The organism is Photorhabdus aballayi (genome assembly GCF_026153155.1).
In the GTDB taxonomy this organism is placed as follows: domain Bacteria; phylum Pseudomonadota; class Gammaproteobacteria; order Enterobacterales; family Enterobacteriaceae; genus Photorhabdus; species Photorhabdus luminescens.
The window spans coordinates 1-507 of the sequence record NZ_JAPFCD010000149.1; the positions used below are offsets into that span (position 1 = coordinate 1).

The following is a 507-nucleotide window of genomic DNA, read 5'->3' on the forward strand; positions in this document are numbered from 1 at the left end:
TCATACAAAATATTATTTTATTCAATGTGTTACTGATTATGGGGAGCTTGATAATGCATTTGTTGAGTATGGAACTTGGAAGAGATACTACGACTGCGTGGTCTCTTATAACCTACCAAACGGAACCTATGTATATGGAACTTCGCAAAGTGGTCTTTACTGGTTTGTCTCGAGTGTAGACCAAAACACCGGAAAACTTACCGACATAGCCGGAGGCGAACTAGAAAATACAAACAGTCAAAAAACCACAGGACTGACAGTCATCTATAAGAATGGAATGCCCTTTCTATTTCGGCAACAATTGGACTGTTCTTGGCTAATAAATGAAATAATGCCGAACGGAACTATAGGGCCGATACTGAGCTCCGGCACCTTCCATACAACCTACACCCCACTCAGTCTCGGAGTTGAAGGGGAGAGTTATTATTTCGGAAAAGATGGGACATCTTTCAATGGCAAGGGAAACTGGATAACACGAAAGTTTTTTGCCAATGGCACTATTAGCCC

The 507-nt window shown here is 41.6% G+C and carries 1 protein-coding gene; it reads left to right on the plus strand.

From position 1 onward, the window contains the following. On the plus strand, positions 1 to 507 hold a 507-nt coding region (locus tag OO184_RS24975), incomplete at both ends, for a hypothetical protein (RefSeq protein ID WP_265381459.1).